Annotated in this window: 12 protein-coding genes; 9 read left to right on the top strand and 3 right to left on the bottom strand. The window is 73.1% G+C overall.

The window, feature by feature from the left end; all coding sequences use genetic code 11:
- Nucleotides 1-14 precede the first annotated feature (14 nt).
- Together ACGFYP_RS25070 and ACGFYP_RS25065 are read left to right on the top strand one after the other, a co-directional pair.
- Nucleotides 15-740, top strand: coding sequence for a glucose 1-dehydrogenase (locus ACGFYP_RS25070; RefSeq protein ID WP_393497875.1), 726 nt, complete (start codon nucleotides 15-17; stop codon nucleotides 738-740).
- Between the two features lie 41 nt (nucleotides 741-781).
- Nucleotides 782-1,699 (top strand): alpha/beta hydrolase, encoded by a 918-nt coding sequence (locus ACGFYP_RS25065; RefSeq protein ID WP_393497602.1) that lies wholly within the window; start codon nucleotides 782-784, stop codon nucleotides 1,697-1,699.
- Between the two features lie 380 nt (nucleotides 1,700-2,079).
- Here ACGFYP_RS25065 and ACGFYP_RS25060 read toward each other — a convergent pair whose 3' ends face one another.
- The 3 genes from ACGFYP_RS25060 to ACGFYP_RS25050 form a co-directional block, all read right to left on the bottom strand.
- Nucleotides 2,080-3,540 (bottom strand): glutamate synthase subunit beta, encoded by a 1,461-nt coding sequence (locus ACGFYP_RS25060; protein ID WP_361967719.1) that lies wholly within the window; start codon nucleotides 3,538-3,540, stop codon nucleotides 2,080-2,082.
- Nucleotides 3,533-8,092 (bottom strand): glutamate synthase large subunit, encoded by a 4,560-nt coding sequence (gene gltB, locus ACGFYP_RS25055; RefSeq protein WP_393497597.1) that lies wholly within the window; start codon nucleotides 8,090-8,092, stop codon nucleotides 3,533-3,535. The genes ACGFYP_RS25060 and gltB overlap by 8 nt, the downstream gene beginning before the upstream one ends.
- A 432-nt stretch (nucleotides 8,093-8,524) precedes the next feature.
- Nucleotides 8,525-9,253 carry a VIT1/CCC1 transporter family protein gene (locus tag ACGFYP_RS25050; protein ID WP_393497594.1) on the bottom strand — a complete coding sequence of 243 codons (729 nt, stop codon included), beginning with the start codon at nucleotides 9,251-9,253 and terminating at the stop codon, nucleotides 8,525-8,527.
- Nucleotides 9,254-9,472: 219 nt separating this feature from the next.
- Between ACGFYP_RS25050 and ACGFYP_RS25045 the strand changes: the two genes are divergently transcribed.
- Genes ACGFYP_RS25045 through ACGFYP_RS25015 form a run of 7 tightly spaced genes read left to right on the top strand, consistent with a single transcriptional unit; the run spans nucleotide 9,473 to nucleotide 17,505 of the window.
- The gene (locus tag ACGFYP_RS25045; RefSeq protein WP_361967713.1) at nucleotides 9,473-10,483 is read left to right on the top strand and encodes an ADP-ribosylglycohydrolase family protein; all 1,011 of its coding nucleotides are present in this window, start codon (nucleotides 9,473-9,475) and stop codon (nucleotides 10,481-10,483) included.
- Complete coding sequence (locus tag ACGFYP_RS25040) at nucleotides 10,480-11,721, top strand: ADP-ribosylglycohydrolase family protein (protein WP_393497591.1); 1,242 nt, start codon at nucleotides 10,480-10,482, stop codon at nucleotides 11,719-11,721. The genes ACGFYP_RS25045 and ACGFYP_RS25040 overlap by 4 nt, the downstream gene beginning before the upstream one ends.
- The gene (locus ACGFYP_RS25035; protein ID WP_393497588.1) at nucleotides 11,696-12,871 is read left to right on the top strand and encodes an ADP-ribosylglycohydrolase family protein; all 1,176 of its coding nucleotides are present in this window, start codon (nucleotides 11,696-11,698) and stop codon (nucleotides 12,869-12,871) included. Before ACGFYP_RS25040 ends, ACGFYP_RS25035 begins: the two co-directional genes overlap by 26 nt.
- Nucleotides 12,868-14,556: an ADP-ribosylglycohydrolase family protein gene (locus ACGFYP_RS25030; protein ID WP_393497585.1), complete on the top strand. Its 1,689-nt coding sequence runs from the start codon at nucleotides 12,868-12,870 to the stop codon at nucleotides 14,554-14,556. Before ACGFYP_RS25035 ends, ACGFYP_RS25030 begins: the two co-directional genes overlap by 4 nt.
- Entirely contained in the window at nucleotides 14,553-15,473 is a 921-nt protein-coding gene (rbsK, locus tag ACGFYP_RS25025) for a ribokinase (RefSeq protein ID WP_393497582.1), read from the top strand. The genes ACGFYP_RS25030 and rbsK overlap by 4 nt, the downstream gene beginning before the upstream one ends.
- Nucleotides 15,470-16,702 carry a CaiB/BaiF CoA transferase family protein gene (locus ACGFYP_RS25020; protein ID WP_393497579.1) on the top strand — a complete coding sequence of 411 codons (1,233 nt, stop codon included), beginning with the start codon at nucleotides 15,470-15,472 and terminating at the stop codon, nucleotides 16,700-16,702. The genes rbsK and ACGFYP_RS25020 overlap by 4 nt, the downstream gene beginning before the upstream one ends.
- Nucleotides 16,699-17,505, top strand: coding sequence for an HpcH/HpaI aldolase/citrate lyase family protein (locus tag ACGFYP_RS25015; RefSeq protein WP_393497576.1), 807 nt, complete (start codon nucleotides 16,699-16,701; stop codon nucleotides 17,503-17,505). The genes ACGFYP_RS25020 and ACGFYP_RS25015 overlap by 4 nt, the downstream gene beginning before the upstream one ends.
- Nucleotides 17,506-17,556: the final 51 nt, after the last annotated feature.

The raw sequence follows: 17,556 nt of genomic DNA, 5'->3' as shown, positions 1-17,556 counted from the left end.
AGCAGGTGAGCCAGGTGAACTCCCTCGCCGGCAAGGTCGTGATCGTCACGGGCGCGGCGCGCGGCCAGGGCGCGGCCGAGGCCCGGCTCCTGGCGGCGGCGGGCGCGCGGGTGGTCTGCACGGACGTACGGGAGGAGGAGGGCCGGGCGGTCGCGGCGGAGTTGGGCGACGCCGGGGAGTTCGTACGCCATGACGTGACCTCCGCCGAGGACTGGCGGGAGGTGGTCGCGCGCGCCCTCGCGTCGTACGGCCGCGTGGACGCGCTGGTCAACAACGCGGCGCTGTGGCGGACGGCACCGGTGGAGTCGGAGACGTACGAGAACTTCGAACTCCTCCTCAGAGTCAATCTGTTGGGCCCGTTCCTCGGCATCCAGGCGGTCGTGCCGGCACTGCGCGAGGCGGGCGGCGGCTCGATCGTGAACGTGTCGTCGACGGCCGGACTCGTCGGCATACCGGGCCACGCGGCGTACGGATCGAGCAAGTTCGGGCTGCGCGGCCTGACCCGCTCCTCGGCCCTCGACCTGGCGGGGCACGGGATCCGCGTCAACTCGGTGCACCCGGGGGCCGTCGACACGCCGATGACGGCGGCGGTGGCGGACAGGGACTGGTCACACGTCCCGCTCGGCCGGATGGGCCGTGCGGAGGAGGTCGGCGGCCTGATCGCCTTCCTGGTCTCGGACGCGTCCTCGTACGTGACGGGTGCGGAGTTCACGGTGGACGGGGGGCTGACGACCGGCTGACGGATCCACTGACCCCGGCGGCCCGGGCACTCTGCGACGCGATGTCGGCGGGCTTCCCCGGCCCCGGCTCCCCGGAGGCCCTGCGGGCGGCGGCCCGGGCGGGGGTACGGGAGGTACCGCCGTCCCGGGAGACGACGGCGGACGGCGTACGCGTACGGCTGTACGCCCCAGCGTCGAGCTCCGCACCGAACGCCGCACCGAACGCCGCCCCGGGCCCGGCCTCCGGCCCCGCGTCGAGCTCCGCGTCGAGCCCGTGCCCGGCCCCTACCCCCACCCCCGTGATCGTCTTCGCCCACGGGGGCGGCTGGGTGCTCTGCGACCTCGACACGCACGACGGCCTGTGCAGGGAACTGGCGGGCCGTACCGGCGCCTCGGTGGTCTCCGTGGACTACCGGCGGGCGCCCGAGCACCGCTTCCCGGCGGCCGAGGACGACGTGTACGCGGTTCTGGAGTGGGCGGCCTCGGAGTATCCGGGGAGCCCTCTCCTCGTCGCGGGCGACTCCAGCGGCGGCAACCTCGCGGCGGCCGCGGCCCTGCGCGCCCGGGACGCGGGCGGCCCGCCGGTCGCGGGCCAGCTCCTCTTCCACCCGGCCCTCGACCACCGCCTGGACACCCCCTCCGCCGAGGCGTACGCCGAGGGCTTCTTCCACACCGCGGCCCACATGCGCTGGTACTGGGAGCAGTACGTCGGCCCGTCCGGCGACCCGGTCGCCGCCTCCCCCGGCCTCGCCGCCGACCTCACCGGCCTCCCGCCCACCCTCGTCGTCCTCGCGGACTGCGACCTTCTCCGGGACGAGGGCCTGGCCTACGCACGTCGCCTCTCCTCCGCCGGAGTCCGGACCCATGTCCAGCTGCACACCGGGGTCTTCCACGGCTTCCTCGGGGCGCGGGGCGTGCTGCCGGAGGCGGACGCCGCGCTGGCCGGGGCGGCGGCCTGGGTGACCACCGTGAGTGGGTGAAGCCCACGACCGGACCGACCGAGGTCAGTCGCCCAGGACGCTGTCGACGTGGGCCGCGAGCGCGGCGCGCAGGGCGTCGGGCGTCATCTTCCGGTCGTCGATCAGGCGCACCACCAGGTCCGCGCGGATGGCGGCTCGGCGATGTCGTCCATCGACACGCTCGTGGGGCTGCTGCTCACGGCGAAGAGCTCGTCGGCGGCGGCAAAGACGGCGGTCGGGGACCCACAAGGAGACGCAAGCAGAACGAGACCGCGTCGACCGTCCGCCCCCGCGAGGAGAACGCACCGCGGCGCCCACCCAGTCGTCCGGTCGGGGACATTCGGGGGGCGCCGCGCTCAGTTCCGTACGTCGTTGTACGGGACGTCTTGGGGACGGGACGGTCAGACCGTCAGGGCACGGTCCGTCGGGCGGATCGGGGCCGGGAGGTCGCTCGCGCCCGTCAGGAAGCGGTCGACGCCTCGGGCCGCCGAGCGGCCCTCGGCGATCGCCCAGACGATCAGCGACTGGCCGCGACCCGCGTCACCGGCCACGAACACACCACCCACGTTGGTGGCGAAGTCCGCGTCGCGAGCGATGTTACCCCGCTCGTCGAGGTCTAGACCAAACTGCGCGACCAGACCGTTCTCCACGTCCGTACCCGTGAAGCCCATCGCGAGCGTGACCAGCTGCGCCGGGATCTTCCGCTCGGTGCCCGGCTTCTGCGTCAGCTTGCCCTCGACGAACTCGACCTCGACCAGGTGCAGGAACTGGACGTTGCCGTCCTCGTCGCCCTCGAAGTGGGTGGTCGAGACGGAGTAGACCCGCTCGCCGCCCTCCTCGTGCGCCGAGGTGACCTTGTACAGCATCGGGAACGTCGGCCACGGCTGGCCGGCCGGCCGGTCCTCGCCCGGACGCGGCATGATCTCCAGCTGCGTGACCGAGGCCGCGCCCTGGCGGTGGGCGGTGCCCACGCAGTCCGCGCCCGTGTCGCCGCCGCCGATGACGACGACGTGCTTGCCCTCGGCCGTGATCGGCGCGGTGACGAAGTCACCCTCGACGACCTTGTTGGCCAGCGGCAGGTACTCCATCGCCTGGTGGATGCCGGACAGCTCCCGGCCCGGGACCGGCAGGTCACGCGCGGTCGTGGCGCCCGCGGCGATGACCACGGCGTCGTAGCGCTTGCGCAGGTCCGTCGCCGTGATGTCGCGGCCGATCTCCACGCCCGTACGGAACTTGGTGCCCTCCGCGCGCATCTGCTCGATGCGGCGGTTGATGTGCCGCTTCTCCATCTTGAACTCGGGGATGCCGTAGCGGAGGAGGCCGCCGATCCGGTCCGCGCGCTCGAAGACCGCGACCGTGTGGCCGGCCCGCGTCAGCTGCTGCGCGGCGGCGAGACCCGCCGGGCCCGAGCCGATGACGGCGACGGTCTTGCCGGACAGCCGCTCGGGCGCCTGCGGCTTGACGTCGTTGGCGTCCCACGCCTTGTCGATGATGGAGACTTCGACGTTCTTGATGGTGACGGCCGGCTGGTTGATGCCGAGCACGCACGCCGCCTCGCACGGAGCCGGGCACAGGCGGCCGGTGAACTCCGGGAAGTTGTTCGTCGCGTGCAGCCGCTCGGACGCCTGCGACCAGTCCTCGCGGTAGGCGTAGTCGTTCCACTCGGGGATCAGGTTCCCGAGCGGGCAGCCGTTGTGGCAGAACGGGATGCCGCAGTCCATGCAGCGGCCGGCCTGCTTGCTGATGATCGGCAGCAGGGAGCCGGGAACGTAGACCTCGTTGAAGTCCTTGACTCGCTCGCCCACCGGACGGGTCTTGGCGACTTCGCGCCCGGTGGTCAGGAAGCCCTTGGGGTCAGCCATTGGTCGCCGCCTCCATCATCTTCTCGGTGGTCTCGGCCTCGGAGAGACCGGCGAGCTCAGCGGCGTCCTTGGCGGCGAGCACTGCCTTGTACGTGGACGGGATGATCTTGCTGAAGCGCTCCGCGTTCGCGGGCCAGTCGGCAAGGAGCTTCTCCGCGACCGTCGAACCGGTCTCCTCGTGGTGGCGGCGCACGACGTCGTGCAGCCACTGCTTGTCGGAGTCGCTCGGCGCCTCGACGGCGGACAGGTTCCCGGAGTTGACGTTGTCCCGGTCGAGGTCGACGACGTACGCGACGCCGCCCGACATACCGGCCGCGAAGTTGCGGCCCGTCTCGCCGAGCACGACCGCCGTGCCGCCGGTCATGTACTCGCAGCCGTGGTCGCCCACGCCCTCCGAGACCACCAGCGCGCCGGAGTTGCGGACGCAGAAGCGCTCGCCGGTGCGGCCGCGCAGGAACAGCTCGCCGCCGGTCGCGCCGTACGCGATCGTGTTGCCGGCGATGGTCGAGTACTCGGCCAGGTGGTCGGCGCCACGGTCCGGGCGGACGATCACGCGGCCGCCGGAGAGGCCCTTGCCGACGTAGTCGTTGGCGTCGCCCTCCAGGCGGAGCGTGACACCGCTCGGCAGGAAGGCGCCGAAGGACTGGCCGGCGGAGCCGGTGAAGGTGATGTCGACGGTGTCGGCGGGCAGACCCGCACCGCCGAACTTCTTCGTCACCTCGTGGCCGAGCATGGTGCCGACCGTCCGGTTGATGTTGCGGATCGCGACCTGGGCCCGGACCGGCTGGGCCTCCTCGGCCGTCGCCGCGCCGAGCGCCTCGGCGGCGAGCTCGATCAGCTCGTTGTCGAGGGCCTTCTCCAGACCGTGGTCCTGCTCGATCAGGGCGTGGCGGACCGCGCCCTCGGGCAGCTCGGGCACGTGGAAGAGCGGGGCCAGGTCCAGGCCCTGCGCCTTCCAGTGTGTGACGGCCCGGCTGGTGTCGAGCAGCTCGGCGTGGCCGACGGCCTCTTCGAGCGTACGGAAGCCCAGCTCAGCGAGGATCTCGCGGACCTCCTCGGCGATGAACTCGAAGAAGTTGACGACGTACTCGGCCTTGCCGGAGAAGCGGTCGCGCAGCACCGGGTTCTGGGTGGCGATGCCGACCGGGCAGGTGTCCAGGTGGCAGACGCGCATCATGACGCAGCCGGAGACGACGAGCGGCGCGGTCGCGAAACCGAACTCCTCGGCGCCGAGCAGCGCGGCGATGACGACGTCGCGGCCGGTCTTGAGCTGGCCGTCGGTCTGGACGACGATCCGGTCGCGCAGGCCGTTGAGCAGCAGCGTCTGCTGGGTCTCGGCGAGGCCGAGCTCCCAGGGACCGCCCGCGTGCTTCAGCGAGGTCAGCGGGGAGGCGCCCGTACCGCCGTCGTGGCCGGAGATGAGGACGACGTCCGCGTGTGCCTTGGAGACACCGGCGGCGACCGTGCCGACACCGACCTCCGACACCAGCTTCACGTGGATACGCGCGGCCGGGTTGGCGTTCTTGAGGTCGTGGATCAGCTGAGCCAGGTCCTCGATGGAGTAGATGTCGTGGTGCGGCGGCGGGGAGATCAGACCGACACCCGGGGTGGAGTGCCGGGTCTTGGCGACCCACGGGTAGACCTTGTGGCCGGGCAGCTGGCCGCCCTCGCCGGGCTTGGCGCCCTGGGCCATCTTGATCTGGATGTCGTCCGCGTTGACCAGGTACTCGCTCGTGACGCCGAAGCGGCCGGAGGCGACCTGCTTGATCGAGGAGCGGCGCGCCGGGTCGTAGAGGCGGTCCGGGTCCTCGCCGCCCTCACCGGTGTTGGACTTGCCGCCCAGCTGGTTCATGGCGATGGCGAGGGTCTCGTGCGCCTCGCGGGAGATGGAGCCGTACGACATGGCGCCGGTCGAGAACCGCTTGACGATCTCGGAGACCGACTCGACCTCGTCGATCGAGATCGAGGGACGGTCCGAGCTGAAGCCGAAGAGCCCGCGGAGCGTCATCAGGCGCTCGGACTGCTCGTTCACCCGGTCCGTGTACTTCTTGAAGATGTCGTACCGCTTGTTGCGCGTGGCGTGCTGGAGACGGAAGACGGTCTCCGGGTCGAACAGGTGCGGCTCGCCCTCGCGGCGCCACTGGTACTCGCCGCCGATGTCGAGCGCGCGGTGCGCGGAGGGGACGCCGGAGGCCGGGTACGCCTTGGAGTGCCGGGCGGCGACCTCCTTGGCGACCACGTCGAGACCGGCGCCGCCGATCTTGGTGGCCGTGCCGTTGAAGTACTTCTCGACGAAGGCGGTGTCGAGGCCGACGGCCTCGAAGACCTGGGCGCCTCGGTAGGAGGCGACGGTCGAGATGCCCATCTTGGACATGACCTTCAGGACGCCCTTGCCGAGCGCGTAGATCAGGTTCCGGATGGCCTGCTCGGGCTCCAGGCCCTCGATGAACGTGCCGGCCCGGACCAGGTCCTCGACGGACTCCATCGCCAGGTACGGGTTGACGGCGGCGGCGCCGTAGCCGATCAGGAGGGCCACGTGGTGGACCTCGCGGACGTCGCCCGCCTCGACCAGCAGACCCACCTGGGTGCGCTGCTTGGTACGGATGAGGTGGTGGTGGACGGCCGCGGTGAGCAGCAGCGACGGGATCGGCGCATGCTCGGCGTCGGAGTGCCGGTCGGAGAGGACGAGCAGGTGGGCGCCGCCCTCGATGGCCGCGTCGGTCTCGGCGCAGATCTCCTCGATGCGGGCGGCGAGCGCGTCGCCGCCGCCGGAGACCCGGTACAGGCCGGACAGGGTCGCGGCCTTCATGCCGGGCATGTCGCCGTCGGCGTTGATGTGGATGAGCTTGGCCAGCTCGTCGTTGTCGATCACCGGGAAGGGCAGGGTGACGCTGCGACAGGACGCTGCGGTCGGCTCGAGCAGGTTGCCCTGCGGGCCGAGCGAGGAGTGCAGGCTCGTCACCAGCTCCTCGCGGATCGCGTCCAGCGGCGGGTTGGTGACCTGCGCGAAGAGCTGGGTGAAGTAGTCGAAGAGCAGCCGGGGGCGCTCGGAGAGGGCCGCGATCGGCGAGTCCGTACCCATGGAGCCGAGCGGTTCGCCGCCGGTGCGGGCCATCGGGGCGAGGATGATGCGGAGCTCTTCCTCGGTGTAGCCGAAGGTCTGCTGGCGGCGGGTGACCGAGGCGTGGGTGTGCACGATGTGCTCGCGCTCGGGGAGGTCGGAGAGCTCGATCTCCCCGGTCTCCAGCCACTCGGCGTACGGGTTCTCGGCGGCGAGGCCGGCCTTGATCTCGTCGTCCTCGATGATCCGGTGCTCGGCGGTGTCGACGAGGAACATCTTGCCGGGCTGGAGGCGGCCCTTGCGGACGACCTTCGCGGGGTCGATGTCGAGGACGCCGACCTCGGAGGAGAGGACGACGAGGCCCTCGTCGGTGACCCAGTAGCGGCCGGGGCGCAGACCGTTGCGGTCGAGGACCGCGCCGACCTGGACGCCGTCGGTGAAGGTGACGCAGGCCGGGCCGTCCCAGGGCTCCATCATCGTGGAGTGGTACTGGTAGAAGGCGCGCCGGGCCGGGTCCATGGAGTCGTGGTTCTCCCACGCCTCGGGGACCATCATCAGGACGCTGTGCGGCAGGGAGCGCCCACCGAGGTGGAGCAGCTCCAGGACCTCGTCGAAGGAGGCGGAGTCGGAGGCGTCCGGCGTGCAGATCGGGAAGATCCGCTCCAGGCTGCCCTGGCCGAAGAGGTCGGAGACGAGCTGGGACTCGCGGGCCACCATCCAGTTGCGGTTGCCCTTGACCGTGTTGATCTCGCCGTTGTGCGCGACGAAGCGGTACGGGTGGGCCAGCGGCCAGCTCGGGAAGGTGTTGGTGGAGAACCGGGAGTGGACCAGGGCCACGGCGGTGGCGCAGCGGCGGTCCGACAGGTCCGGGAAGAAGGGCTCCAGCTGGCCGGTGGTCAGCATGCCCTTGTAGACGATCGTGCGGGCGGAGAGCGACGGGAAGTACGTCCCGGCCTCGCGCTCGGCGCGCTTGCGCAGCACGAACGCCTTGCGGTCGAGGGCGATGCCCTCGCTGCTGCCGTCGGCCACGAAGAGCTGACGGAAGACAGGCATGGTGGCACGGGCGGAGGCGCCGAGCAGCTCGGGGGCTACGGGGACCTCGCGCCAGCCGAGGACGTTCAGACCCTCCTCGGACGCGATCGTCTCGATCTGCGAGACGGCCTGTGCGGAGCCGTCGGCAGGGAGGAAGGCGATACCGACAGCGTAGGCGCCGGCGGCGGGGAGGTCGAAGTCGGTGACCTCGCGCAGGAAGGCGTCCGGAACCTGGAACAGGATGCCGGCGCCGTCTCCGGAGTCGGGCTCGGAGCCGGTGGCGCCGCGGTGCTCGAGGTTGCGCAGTACGGTCAGCGCCTGCTCGACCAGCGCGTGGCTGGCAACACCGGTCAGGGTGGCCACGAACCCGACACCACAGGCGTCGTGTTCGTTACGGGGGTCGTACATCCCCTGCGGAGCGGGGCGACCGTCCATGGGCGACCAGGCGTCGGAACGCATCGGCTCTCCCGTCGTCGTCGTGGCATATGCAGCTGCCGAGGGACGACGTTGGCCCTCCGCGAAATTTCGTGCAGGTTACATGATGGCTGGCTTCTCGCGAAGTGGATAGCTCATTCCAGCATGCGGACACCGCTGACACGGAGCGGTGATGGTGGTTCACATGCGAACAGGTGAATCTCGGGGTCGATCTCGGGGGTCGATCTCGGAGGACCGGACGACCCGTCGCGAAAGCGGGCCTCATTGCCCGCGGCGCTTACGCCTCATGCCCGGTGGTTAAGCCTTTGAAACCGCCGGGTAACGGCTACATATGTCGCGCTGTGCATAGTGTCTCACCGGGCGGCTGATCCGCCCAGGGGATATACATCACAGCAAGCATGCACGCGGAAGGCCCCCGCCGCAGGGCGGGGGCCTTCGGAGCGCGTACGGACACGCTCAGAGCGCGGCCCCGAAGAGCATGCCGAGCCCGTACGTGACGGCCGCGGCGGCACCGCCCAGGACGAGCTGGCGCAGCCCGCTGAACCACCAGCTACGCGCGGTCACCCGGGCCACGAGCGCGCCGCAGGCGAAGAGCCCGAGCAGGGCGAGGAGCACGGCCGGCCACAGCGCGCTCGCGCCGAGCAGATACGGCAGTACGGGGAGCATCGCACCGAGCGCGAACGAGCCGAACGACGACACGGCGGCGGTCACCGGCGACGGCAGGTCGTCGGGGTCGATCCCCAGCTCCTCGCGGGCGTGGATCTCCAGCGCCTGCTCCGGGTCCCGGGAGAGCTGCATCGCGACCTCGCGGGCGAGCGCGGGCTCGACACCCCGCGACACGTACAGCGCGGCGAGCTCCTCCATCTCGTCGACCGGGTGCTTGCGCAACTGACGGCGCTCGACGTCCAGTTCCGCCTGGACGAGTTCACGCTGCGAGGCGACGGAGATGTACTCGCCCGCCGCCATGGAGAAGGCGCCCGCCGCGAGACCGGCGAGACCGGTGATGACGAGGGTCTGCTGCGAGACCGCGCCGCCCGCGACACCGGTCATCAAGGCGAGGTTGGAGACCAGTCCGTCCATCGCGCCGAAGACCGCGGGACGGAGCCAACCGCCGTTCACATCGCGGTGCGTGTGGTTGTCGCGGTGGGCCTCGTGCAGTGGTGCGTGCGCTTCGATGATGGACATGCTTCTCCCCTGTTCCTCCGGCGGGCCGGGTCGCACCCGCCGCCCCCAACACCCTCGAAAATACGCGCGATGTAAGGGGCGCGCCAGCAAGGCAGGCCGTACTTACTAAGGCTGACCTTGCTCTTCTGGCGAGGTGTCAGCCGGGTGACAGAGACGTTTCTTCGACGTCATCGGATCCCCGACGTGGCACAGATCCAGGAACCGCGAAAGGGGTGCGAGATGGTGAGCGAGACGGGAACGACGGCATGCGACACGCGCGAGCGCGCGAGGGGCGCGCTCCTCGGCCTCGCGGTCGGTGACGCGCTCGGCGCCCCCGCCGAGAACATGCGCCCTTCGGAGATCCGCCGCCGATGGGGCCGGATCGAGGGCTTCGTGACGGACAGTCCGGCCGGGACGGACGACACGGAGTACGCGATCTTCTCCGGGCTGCTGCTCGCCCGGCACGGCTCGGCGCTGACGGTCCAGCACGTGGAACGGGCCTGGCACCACTGGATCGCGGACCTGGACGAGGGCCCGTTCCGGGGCGCGGGCTTCAGCGAGCGGGGCACCCTGGAGAACCTCCGCCGGGGCCTCGCGGCCCCCATCTCCGCCCAGCACCGGCACGCGTGGTCGGACGGCCTGGCGATGCGGGCCGCGCCCTTCGGGGTCTTCGCGGCGGGCCGCCCGTCGGAGGCGGCCCGGCTCGTGGCCATCGACGGCAGCGTCAGCCACGACGGCGAGGGCATCTACGGCGGCCAGGCGGTGGCGGCGGGCGTCGCGGCGGCGATGGGCGGCGCGTCGGTGACCTCGGTCATCGCGGCGGCGCTCTCGGTGGTCCCGATGGACTCCTGGACGGCCCGCTCGATGCGCCGCGCGGTGGTCGCGGCCCAGCGGGTGGAGCCCGACGCCCTGCTCCGCGAACGGACGGTCCGCTCGGCGGTCGTCATCGGCGGCTACCCCTGGACGGACCTGGCCCCCGAGGCGGTGGGCCTCGCCTTCGGCGCGTTCGCGGCGGCGCGCGGAGACTTCCGTACGGCAGTCCTGACGGCGGTCAACATGGGCCGCGACGCCGACACCACGGCCGCGGTGGCGGGCGCCCTCGCGGGCGCGGCCGCCGGCGTCTCGGCGATCCCGGAGGAGTGGGCGACGGCCATCGCCCCGGTGACCGGCAGCTGCCTCCCGTCGATGCGCGGCTACCACGTCCTGGACATCGCGGACCTGCTGACGACGGACGAGGAGGAGACGGCATGACAACCACGGACCCCACCCACCGCACCTACGGCTCGGCCACACCGCCCACCGCCGCCGTGGGCGGTCGTTCCACCCCCGCCCCCGAGGGGCCCGCCCTCGCCAAGATCGAGGGCCTCCTCCTCGGCCTCGCCGCGGGCGACGCGGCCGGCTGGCCGGCGGCCCGACACCGCGCCGCCCGCATGCCCGAATGGACCCGCCGCCTCACCCGCGAACTGGACACCTTCGCCGAACAGAACGCCACCACCACCCTCCCCGTCCCCATCGCCCTCAACCAACCCCCCGAGCCGCTGCGCCTCGGCCCCTCCGACGACGCCGAATGGGCGGTCTTCACCGCCGAGGCGGTCCTCGCCGCCGCCGGCCCCCTCTTCGCGACCCTCCCCCCGGAGCGCCGCCTCCGCGCCGCCGTCGACCTCTCCTGGAACTCCCTCGCGAGCCAGGTCGCCGCCGCCTCCGACCGCGCCCCCGAGGTCGAATCCGCCGTCCTCCCGCTCCGCGCGCGGATCTCCGTACGCGCCGGGCTCGGCAATCTCGCCACCGGCCTCCGCCCACCCGCGACCGGCCACGACAACCCGCACTACTTCGACGACGCCGCCTGCGTACGGGCGGCCGTCCTCGCCCTCGTCCACCCCGGGGACCCGGCCGCCGCCGCCGAACTCGCCGAGTTCGACGCCCGGTACACCCAGGACGGCGACGGCGTGCACGGCGCCCGAGCGACGGCGGCGGCGATCGCCGCGGCGCTCGGCGGGGCGTCCGTCGACGAGGCCGTGGAGGCGGCCCTCGCCCAACTGCCGCCCGCCACCGAGATCGGCCGCAACGCCCAACAGGCCGTCAAGATGGCCCAGGACGCGACGAGCGCCTTCGAACTCGTCCCCCTCCTGGAGCACCAGATCGTCGACCACGTCTACAGCTACGGCATCGCCGCCGCCGAGACCGTACCCGTGGCCCTGGCGCTCGCCCTCGCCGCGCGCGGCGAGGCGTCGGGGGCCGTACCCGCCGCCGCCTGCCTCTCGCGCGTCGCGGACTCCGCCCCGGCGCTGGCGGGCGCGCTCACCGGCGCGCTCGGCGGCGCCGACTCCATCCCCGCGACCTGGCGGGACGCCTGCCGCACGCTCGCCGGCTGCGCGCTCCCCCGCCTCGCGGGCACGGATCTGGTCGAACTCGCCGGGCTCCTCGCAGCCACGGAACTGACCGCCAGGGGTAGACAATTCCGACATGACACCCACACCCCCACTCGATGACCGCATCACCGGAAGCCTGATCGGGGCCGCCGTGGGCGACGCCCTCGGCGGCCCCGTCGAGGGCTACACCCCCGACCAGATCGTCGAACGCCACGGCGGCCGCGTCACGGGCATCGTCGGCCCCTGGAACGGCGAGGCCTGGCGCACGGCCCGCCCCATCGCGCCGTACCACAAGGGCGACGGGCACGTCACCGACGACACCTTGATGACCCACGCGCTGATCAGGGTGTACGAGAAGGTCCGCGACCACCTCGACGCGTACGCGGTGGCGGACCACCTCGTCCCCGACCTGATCTCCACCCCTGTCTGGATCCCGGAACTCGAGGCGGAGGCCCTCCCCCTCCAGCGGATCTTCCTCGCGGAGAAGTGGCTGGTGGCGCGGCTCCACTACGCCCATGTCGACCCGCGCGAGGCGGGCGGCGGAAACATCGTCAACTGCGGTGCGGCGATGTACATGGCGCCGGTCGGTCTGGTGAACGCGGCGAACCCGGAGGCGGCGTACGCGGAGGCGCTCGACGTCGCGGCCCCCCACCAGTCGTCCTACGGCCGGGAGGCGGCGGGGGTGTTTGCGGCGGCGGTGTCGGCGGCGTGCGCGCCGGGCGCGACGCCGGGGTCGGTGGTGAGCACGGCGCTCTCCCTCGCGAAGGACGGGACACGGGCGGCGATCGAGTCGGTGTGCGAAGTGGCGTCCCGGTACACGGACTTCGAGTCGGCGCTCGTCCCGCTCCGCAAGGCGGTGGCCCCGTTCGACACGGTGGGCGCGGACTATCGCGCGCCGGGCCTGGGCGCGCGGCGCCCTTCGCGCCTCCACGCGATCGAGGAACTCCCTCTCGCCCTCGGGATGCTGCTGGTCGGCGCGGGCGACTACCGGCATACGGTCCTGGGCGCGGTCAACTACGGCCGTGACTGCGACTCGATCGCGACGATGGCGGGAGCGATCGTGGGCGCGCTCGGCGGCGAGCAGGCGGTCCCCTCCGCCTGGGCGAAGCAGGTCGCCGAGGCGAGCCGCCTGGACCTGCACGCTCCGGCGCGGGCGCTGACGGCGGTCGCGCACGAGGTCTTCGCCCGTGACACGGCCCGCCGCCGGGCCCACGAGGCGGCGTACGCGACCTTGACGAACGCGGCCCTGACGAACGCGACCGTCCGATGAACCTGCGCGTCACCTGGGTGCAGCCTGAGGACCTCGTCGGCCACGAGCTCCGCCAGGCGGCGGAGGACGGCCGCGACGCCACCGAGATCGCCGCCCGCTGGAAAGCGGCGGGCGGCCCCCCACCCCCACTCACGGCCGGCGCCTCCCCCACCCCCCGCCCGGACCTCCGCCCCCTGGCCGACACCCTCCTCACCGAACTGGCCACCCTCCCCGTCCCTGCCCCCCACGCCCCCACCCCCGAAACCCCCCAGCCCCCCGCGCACGAGGCGCCGCGCCCCACCCCCGAAACCCCTCAACCTCCCGCGCGCGAAGCGCCGCGGCCCGCTCCCGGCATCGCACCCCCTGCCACCCCCGCGCGCGAAGCGCCGCGGCCCACCCCCGAAACCCCTCAGCCCCCCGCGCGCGAAGCGCCGCGCCCCACCCCCGGCATCGCACCCCCCGCCACCCCCGCGCGCGAAGCGTCGCGCCCCACCCCCGAACCCGCACAGCCCCCCGCGCGCGAAGCGTCGCGCCCCACCCCCGAACCCGCACAGCCCCCCGCGCGCGAAGCGTCGCGGTATCGGGGGGTCGGGGGCGGAGCCCCCGGTCCCGTCAGGGTTTCGGGGAGGGGCGGGGTGGGGGAAGACCACCCCCTCCGCGACCGGCTGCACGCCGCCTGGCTGGGGCGGGCCGTGGGGTGTCTTCTCGGAAAGCCCGTCGAGAAGCTCCCCCTCCCCGCCATCCGCGCACTCGCCCGCGCCGCCGGCAACTGGCCCCTCACCACCTGGTTCACCGAGCGCGGCGTCCCCCCGCACCTCCTCGCCGCCCACCCCTGGAACCGTCGCTCCGCCGCCACCTCCCTCGCCGAGAACATCGACGGCATGCCCGAGGACGACGACCTCAACTACCCCCTCCTCAACCTGCTCCTCCTCCAGCGGTACGGCCGCGACTTCACCACCGCCGACGTCGCCCGCCTCTGGCTCGACGAACTCCCCGCCGGCCGCACCTTCACCGCCGAGCGCATCGCCTACCGCAACCTCCTCGACGGCATCGAACCCCCGCTGACCGCCACCCACCGCAACCCCTTCCGCGAGTGGATCGGCGCCCTGATCCGCGCCGACATCCACGGCTGGACGCACCCCGGCGACCCCGGGGCCGCCGCCGAGCAGGCCCACCGGGACGCCGCGCTCACCCACACCGCCAACGGCCTCTACGGCGCCCGGTTCGTCGCCGCGACGATCGCCACCGCCGCCACCGGCACCGCCGACGTCCACCAGGCCCTCGCCGCCGGGCTCTCCGTCGTCCCGCCCCGCTCCCGGCTCGCCGTCGCCGTCCGCCTCGGCATCGAAGCCGCCCACACCACCCCCGACTTCGACGCCGTCGTGGACCGGCTGCACGCCACCCTCGGCGGGTATCACTGGGTCCATGCCGTCCCCAACGCCGCCCTCCTCGCCGCCGCCCTCACCCACGGCGACGGCGACTTCTCGCGCACCATCTGCGCCGCGGTCTCCGGCGGCTGGGACACCGACTCCAACGGCGCCACCGCCGGTTCCGTCGCCGGTCTCCTCGCCGGCCACCCCGACCGGCTGCCCGAGCGCTGGACCTCCCCCCTCAAGAACCGGCTCGCCACCTCGATCCCGTCCTTCGACGGCATCGGCTTCGACACCCTCGCCGAACTGACGTATCAGGAGGCAGTACGCCCATGACCAGCATCGTGGTGCTCGGCAGCACCAACATGGACCTCGTCGCCTTCGTGCCCCGGGCCCCCGCACGCGGAGAGACCGTCACCGGACGGGAGTTCCGTACGATCCCCGGCGGCAAGGGCGCCAACCAGGCCGTCGCCGCCGCCCGGGCCGGTGCCGACGTCTCGATGATCGGCGCGGTCGGCACCGACGAGTTCGGCGCACGCCTCCGCGCCGCCCTCGACAGCTCCGGCGTCGACACCGACCTGCTGCGCGCCGCCGAAGGTCCCTCCGGCACGGCGCACATCGTCGTCGACGACGAGGGCGGCAACGCGATCGTCGTCGTCCCCGGCGCCAACGGCACCGTCACCACCCTCGACCACGGCGACGAGGCCCTGATCGCCACCGCCGACGCCCTGCTCCTCCAGCTCGAACTCCCCCTCTCCGCCGTCACGGAGGGCGCCGTCACCGCCCGCCGCCTCGGCGTCCGTACCGTCCTCACCCCCGCCCCGGCCCAGCAGCTTCCCCCCGAACTCCTCGCCGCCACCGACCTCTTGGTTCCCAACGAGCACGAGGCCGCCGCGCTCACCGGCATCGCCGACCCGCACGCCGCCGCGACCGCCCTCCTCGCCCACGTCCCCGAGGTGGTCGTCACCCTGGGCGCGTCCGGCAGCCTGTACGCGGCCCGGGGCCGCGAGCCGTTCACGGTCGCCGCCCCCCGGGTCCGCGCCGTGGACACCACCGCCGCGGGCGACACGTTCGTCGGCGCGCTCGCCGTCGCCCTCGGCGAGGGCCGCCCGGTCCGGGAGGCGATGGCCTGGGCCTCGACCGCCGCCGCGCTCTCCGTCCAGCGCGCGGGCGCCTCGTCCTCGATGCCGTACCGCTCCGAGATCGACGAGGCCCACGACTCCCTCACCGGCCGGGAGGTCGACGCCGTATGACACCCTCCGACGAACGGACCACGGCCCCCGGGGAACCGACCGCGCTCCCTCCCCTCCATGGGCTGCGCGTCCTCGATCTCGCCACCCTCTTCGCCGGGCCGCTCGCGGCGATGATGCTCGGCGACTTCGGCGCCGACGTGATCAAGATCGAGCACCCCCGCAAGCCCGACCCGTCCCGGGGCCACGGCCCGGCCAAGGACGGCGTCGGTCTGTGGTGGAAGGTCCTCGGCCGCAACAAGCGGACCGTCACCCTCGATCTCTCCACCCCCGGCGGCCGGGACACCCTCCTGCGAATGGCCGCCGACGCCGACGTGATCGTGGAGAACTTCCGCCCCGGCACCCTGGAACGCTGGGGTCTGGGCTGGGAGGAACTCTCCACCGTCAACCCCCGCCTCGTCCTGGCCCGGGTCACCGGCTTCGGCCAGTTCGGCCCGTACTCCCACCGGCCCGGCTTCGGCACCCTGGCCGAGGCGATGAGCGGCTTCGCCGCCATCACCGGCGAACCCGAAGGACCGCCCACCCTTCCCCCCTTCGGCCTGGCCGACTCGATCGCCGCCCTGGCCACGGCGTACGCGGTGATGACCGCGCTCACCGCCAGGACGACCACCGACCGCGGCCAGGTCGTCGACATGGCCATCATCGAACCGATGCTCTCCGTCATCGGCCCCCACCCCCTCTGGTACGACCAGCTCGGCTACGTCCAGCCCCGCACCGGCAACCGCTCCCGCAACAACGCCCCCCGCAACACGTACCGCACGGCCGACGACTCCTGGGTCGCCGTCTCCACCTCGGCCCAGTCGATCGCCGAACGCGTCCTGCGGCTCGTCGGCCGCCCCGAGCTGATCGACGAGCCGTGGTTCGCCGACGGCGCGGGCCGGGCCGCCCACGCGGACGTCCTCGACGAGGCCGTCGGCTCCTGGATCGCCCGCCACACCCGGGACGAGGCGATGGCCGCGTTCGAGAAGGCCGAGGCGGCGATCGCGCCCGTCTACGACGTCCGGGACGTGATGGCCGACCCGCAGTTCGCCGCCCTGAACACCGTCACCGAGGTCCCCGACCCCGAGCTCGGCCCGATCCGGATGCAGAACGTCCTCTTCCGGCTCTCCGAGACCCCCGGCGCGATCCGCTGGGCGGGCCGCCCGCACGGCGCGGACACGGCCGAGGTCCTCACCGAGCTCGGCCTCACCCCCGCCGAGATCGGCGCCCTGCGCGGCGAAGGAGCCGTATGAGGACGACGCCCTTCCCCCTCACCTGGCTGTACGCCCCCGGGGACCGCCCCGCCGTCGTCCAGAAGGCCCTGGTCTCCGGCGCGGACGTGGTGATCGTCGATCTGGAGGACGCGGTGGCCCCGGACCGCAAGGCGTACGCGCTCGCCGCCACGGCCGATCTGCTCTCCGACCCCCACTCCGTACCGATCCATGTCCGCATCCACGCCCCATGCGACATCCCCACCCTGGCCCCCCTCCCCGGCCTCCGCGGTCTCCGTGTTCCCAAGGTGACACACGCCACTGACATCCACCGGATCGCGGAGCTCGCCCCGGGCCTCCCGCTCTTCCCGCTCCTGGAGAACGCCCTCGCCGTCGAGCGCGCGTACGCCCTCGCCACCGCCCATCCCGCCGTCCACGGCATCGCCCTCGGCGAGGCGGACCTCCGCGCCGATCTGGGGGTACGCGACGACAGCGGCCTCGACTGGTCGCGCGGCCGGCTCGTCGTCGCCGCCCGCGCGGCGGCCCTGCCCCCACCGACCCAGTCGGTCCACCCCGACATCCGCGACCTGGACGCCTTGGCGGCCGGCTGCGCCCGGGGCCGCGCCCTCGGTTTCCTCGGCCGGGCGGCGATCCACCCGCGCCAGCTCCCGGTGATCGAGCAGGCCTACCTCCCGACCCCCGACGAGGTGGCGGCGGCCGAGGAGGTCGTGAAGGCCGCCGAGGTGGAGGAGGGCGCCCTCGCGCTCCCGGACGGCCGCTTCGTCGACGCGGCGGTCGTCGAGGGCGCCCGCCGCGTCCTCACCCTGGCGGCGCGAGCCGCCTGAGCACCTGAGCGCCTGAGCACCCTGAAACGACAGGGCCGCCGGAACCTTTCG

Origin of the sequence: Streptomyces sp. NPDC048370 (assembly GCF_043200825.1) — a bacterium.
GTDB lineage: Bacteria > Actinomycetota > Actinomycetes > Streptomycetales > Streptomycetaceae > Streptomyces.
This window is presented reverse-complemented; position numbering and strand designations above follow the sequence as displayed.